We start from the raw sequence: 4,104 nt of genomic DNA, 5'->3' as shown, positions 1-4,104 counted from the left end.
TCAACTGGGATTCCGCACAGCCGGCAAGATCGTCGCGCGCATGGTGGAAGTGGGCAGCCACGTCAAGCGCGGCCAGCCGTTGTTCCAGCTCGATCCTACCCAGGAGACGTTGCAGGTGGCCGCGGCGGGTGCGGAGGCTGATGCGGCAAGGGGCCGGGTAGCCCAGGCGCGGGTGGATGTTCGGCGTACCGAGCAACTGCTCGCGCAGAACTTTGCCTCGCAAGCCGAACTGGACCAGCAGCGGCTGGCGCTTAACCAGGCGGAAGCACAACTGCGTTCTGCCCAGGCGCGCCAGCAGCTGAATGCCAACCTGCGCGGTTTTACCACGCTCGTGGCCGACCGCGATGGCGTAGTCAGTGCAATCAACGCGGAAGCCGGCCAGGTGGTCGCAGCCGGGCAGTCGATCGCAACCGTTGCGGCTGACGGCGAACGCGAGGTCTCGATCAGTATTCCGGAGTCGCGAGTCGACGAACTGCGTAAGGCGTCGACGTTGGCGATCACGGTATGGGCGCATCCGGACAAGTCCTGGACGGGCAAGCTCCGTGAGCTTGCGCCGGACGCGGACAGCGTCACGCGGACGTACTCGGCACGCATTTCCATTCAGGACGCGGATCCGGACCTCCTGCGGCTAGGCATGACAGCGTCTGTCATAGCACCCGACGTGGACGGCAATGGCGTTGTCCGCGTGCCGCTGACCGCCATTGTCGATCATGAACATGGCCGGCAGGTGTGGGTGGTCGACCCGAAGACGTCGCGGGTGATCGCGCGTGAAGTCAAGCTTGGCGCCGCGCAGAACGACAGCGTCATCGTGGTTGGGGGACTGGCGGGCGGAGAGACCGTAGTGAGTGCCGGCGTGCATATGCTGCAGCCTGGCCAGCAGGTGAAAGTGGCCGAGACGGTGTCTGTCGCCAGGGCGGGAGGTGTGAAGTGAAAGGCATCAACCTGTCCGAATGGGCGCTGAAGCACCAGCAGATGATCGGGTTCCTGCTGTTGCTGTTGTCCGTGGCCGGCGTACTGGCCTACAGCAGCCTGGGTCAGAAGGAGGACCCCGAGTTCACGATCAAGACCATGGTCGTGCAGGCGTACTGGCCGGGGAGCTCCGCGCAGCAGATGGCCGATCAGGTGACCGACAAGATCGAGCGCAAGCTGCAAGAGGTGGCGGAGATCGACTATACGTCCACCTACGTGAAGCCGGGCGAAACTCAGGTCAAGGTCAACCTGCGCGAGGACGTACCACCGGGCGCCGTGCCGGATGTGTGGTACCAGGTCCGGAAGAAGATGGAGGACATCCGGCATACCTTGCCACAGGGCACGCAGGGTCCATTCTTCAATGACGAGTTCGGAGACACGTTCGGTAACCTCTATGCCATCACGGGCGATGGCTTCGACTATGACGACCTGAGACGGATTGCGGACGCCGCGCGTAATGAGTTCCTTCGTGTCGGCGACGTCAACAAGGTCGACCTGGTAGGCAAGCAGGAACAGAAGATCTATGTGGAAGTCTCCACCGCCAAGCTCGCCTCGCTGGGGATCGACCCGGCATTGATCGCGTCGACGCTCGCTCAAACCAACGCCGTGACATCAGGCGGGACTGTGCAAACCACCGCGGAACAAGTGCGGCTGGCTGTCAGTGGCGAGTTTGACTCGGTCGAAGGGATTCGCGCCATCGGCATCCGTGCTGGCCAACGTACCTTCCGCCTTGGCGATATCGCAGACGTCCGTCGCGGCTTTGTGGAGCCTGCCACGTCGAGGATGCGCTTCAACGGCCGCGAGGCGATTGGACTTGCGGTGAGCATGCGCAAGGGCGGTGACGTGATCCGACTAGGCGCAAAGCTTGACGAATCGGTAAAGCGCATCGAGTCCAACCTGCCGGTGGGCGTGCAGATCCATGCGGTCAGCGACCAGCCACGTATCGTCGAGCATTCCGTCTTCGAGTTCAAGAAGAGTCTGGCCGAGGCTGTGGTCATTGTGCTCGTCGTGAGCTTCCTGTCGCTGGGCTTGCGGACCGGACTGGTTGTCGCGCTCAGCATCCCGCTCGTTCTGGCCATGACATTCCTGGCGATGTACGTGATGGGCATCGACTTGCAGCGCATCTCGCTGGGTGCGCTGATCATTGCGCTCGGACTGTTGGTGGACGATGCGATTATTGCCGTCGAAATGATGTCGCTGAAGCTCGAGCAGGGCTGGGACAAGTTTCGCGCCGCCACATACGCGTACACGGCCACCGCCTTCCCGATGCTCACGGGCACGTTGATCACAGCTGCGGGCTTTCTTCCCGTCGGCTTTGCGAAGTCGGGCACCGGCGAATATGTGTACTCCCTGTTCCAGGTGGTGGGCATTTCGCTGGTGCTGTCATGGATCGTGGCCGTCCTCTTTACACCTTACATCGGCTTCAAGCTGTTGAAGGAGCATGCGCACGCGTCGCATGATGAAGATGCGGTCTACCAGCGCGGCTTCTATGTCAAGTTCCGCCGCTTCATCAATTTCTGCCTGGAGCATCGCGTGTGGGTGATCGGGATCACGCTCGCTGCATTCGTGGGCGCACTGGTGCTGTTCAAGGCAGTACCCCAGCAATTCTTTCCGGCATCTGACCGGGCCGAACTGATTGTTGACCTGTGGATGCCGAGGGCGTCGACCTTCGAGGCGAGCCAGCGCGAGGTCCAGAAGCTGGAAGGCCTGCTCAAGGGCGATCCGGACATTGCGGCGGTGACCAGCTTTGTTGGCAACGGTGCGCCACGATTCTACCTGCCTCTCGATGCGCAGACGCCTAATCTGAACCTCGGCGAGATGCTGGTGATGACGAAGGGCGGTGAGGCGCGGGAGCGGGTGAAGGAGAAGCTCGAGAAGCTGTTCAACGGAAGATTCCCGAATGTGCGTGGCCGCGTCAATCACCTGGAGAACGGTCCGCCTGTCGGTTACCCGGTGCAGTTCCGCGTGTACGGGCAGGACAACGCCAAAGTTCGTGCAATCGGGCAGCAGGTGGCGGGCATCATGCGTGAAGAGTCGCACGTGCGCCAAGTTAACCTGGACTGGGGCGAACGCATCAAGCGCGTGCAGGTCGACGTCGACCAGGACAAGGCGCGTGCACTGAGTATCAGCTCAGGCCAGATCAAAGAGGCCCTTGAGGCCTCGCTGTCGGGCACGCCGATCACGCAGTACCGCGAGGAAGACCAAGGTATCGACGTGGTCTCGCGCCTCGTCGCCGCGGAACGCACGGACCTGAACAACCTGAAGGACGCAAAGATCTATGTGCGCGACGGCAAGTTTGTACCGGTCTCGCAAGTGGCCCGACTCACGCTTGACAGCGAGGAAAGCGAACTGTGGCGGCGTAACCGAGTGCCAACGCTGACCGTTCGCGCCGACATCGCGGGGGCGCAGGCACCTGACGTCACGCATGCAATACAGCCGAAGATCGACGCTCTGGAAAAGGAGCTCCCGCTCGGGTATGGCATCGAGATCGGCGGCGCTTACGAATCGAGTGCGAAGGCCCAGCGTTCTGTATTCGCGGTGATGCCTGTGACGATCATCGTGGTACTCGTGCTGCTGATGATTCAACTGCAGGACATGAGGAAGATGGCGATGGTCCTGCTGACCGCGCCGCTCGGGCTGATCGGTGTGAGCGCGATCATGGCCGCGTTCCAGATTCCGTTTGGTTTTGTCGCCATGTTGGGTGTTATCGCCCTCGCTGGAATGATCATCCGCAACTCGGTGATCCTTGTCGTACAGATTGATCAGGATGTGGGCGCGGGCGTCGCACTGTGGACGGCCATCGTCGAGGCTGCGGTGCGACGGCTACGCCCGATCGTGCTGACTGCCTTGGCGGCAATTCTGGCGATGGTGCCGCTTACCCATTCCGTGTTCTGGGGCCCCATGGCGTGGGCAATCATGGGAGGGCTCGTCGTTGCCACGGTGCTGACGCTCGTCTTCCTTCCCGCTCTGTATGCGACCTGGTACCGGGCCAAGCGCCCTGCGACCGTCTGATCGCAAATGTGACGTTGAGAGTAAATCCGATGAAAAGATTGAGTATGGCCCTGCGGGCCGGGCAGGTGGCGTTGGGCTGCATGCTTTTCATGAACGCTGGAGAGTCGGGCGCTATCGATCTCG

At 61.8% G+C, this 4,104-nt stretch carries 2 protein-coding genes; both read left to right on the top strand.

Annotated features, from left to right (window positions below):
- Positions 1–931, top strand: a 931-nt coding sequence (locus ACYP5B_RS54065; protein ID WP_459575753.1) for an efflux RND transporter periplasmic adaptor subunit, incomplete at its 5' end; no start/stop codon positions are given.
- Positions 928–3,981 (top strand): efflux RND transporter permease subunit, encoded by a 3,054-nt coding sequence (locus tag ACYP5B_RS54060; protein WP_459575752.1) that lies wholly within the window; start codon positions 928–930, stop codon positions 3,979–3,981. The genes ACYP5B_RS54065 and ACYP5B_RS54060, both read left to right, overlap by 4 nt.
- The last annotated feature ends 123 nt before the right edge of the window (positions 3,982–4,104 follow it).

This window comes from Cupriavidus sp. 8B, from assembly GCF_054589115.1.
The sequence above is the reverse complement of the archived record's forward strand: the minus strand, read 5'-3'. Positions and strand labels throughout refer to the sequence as shown.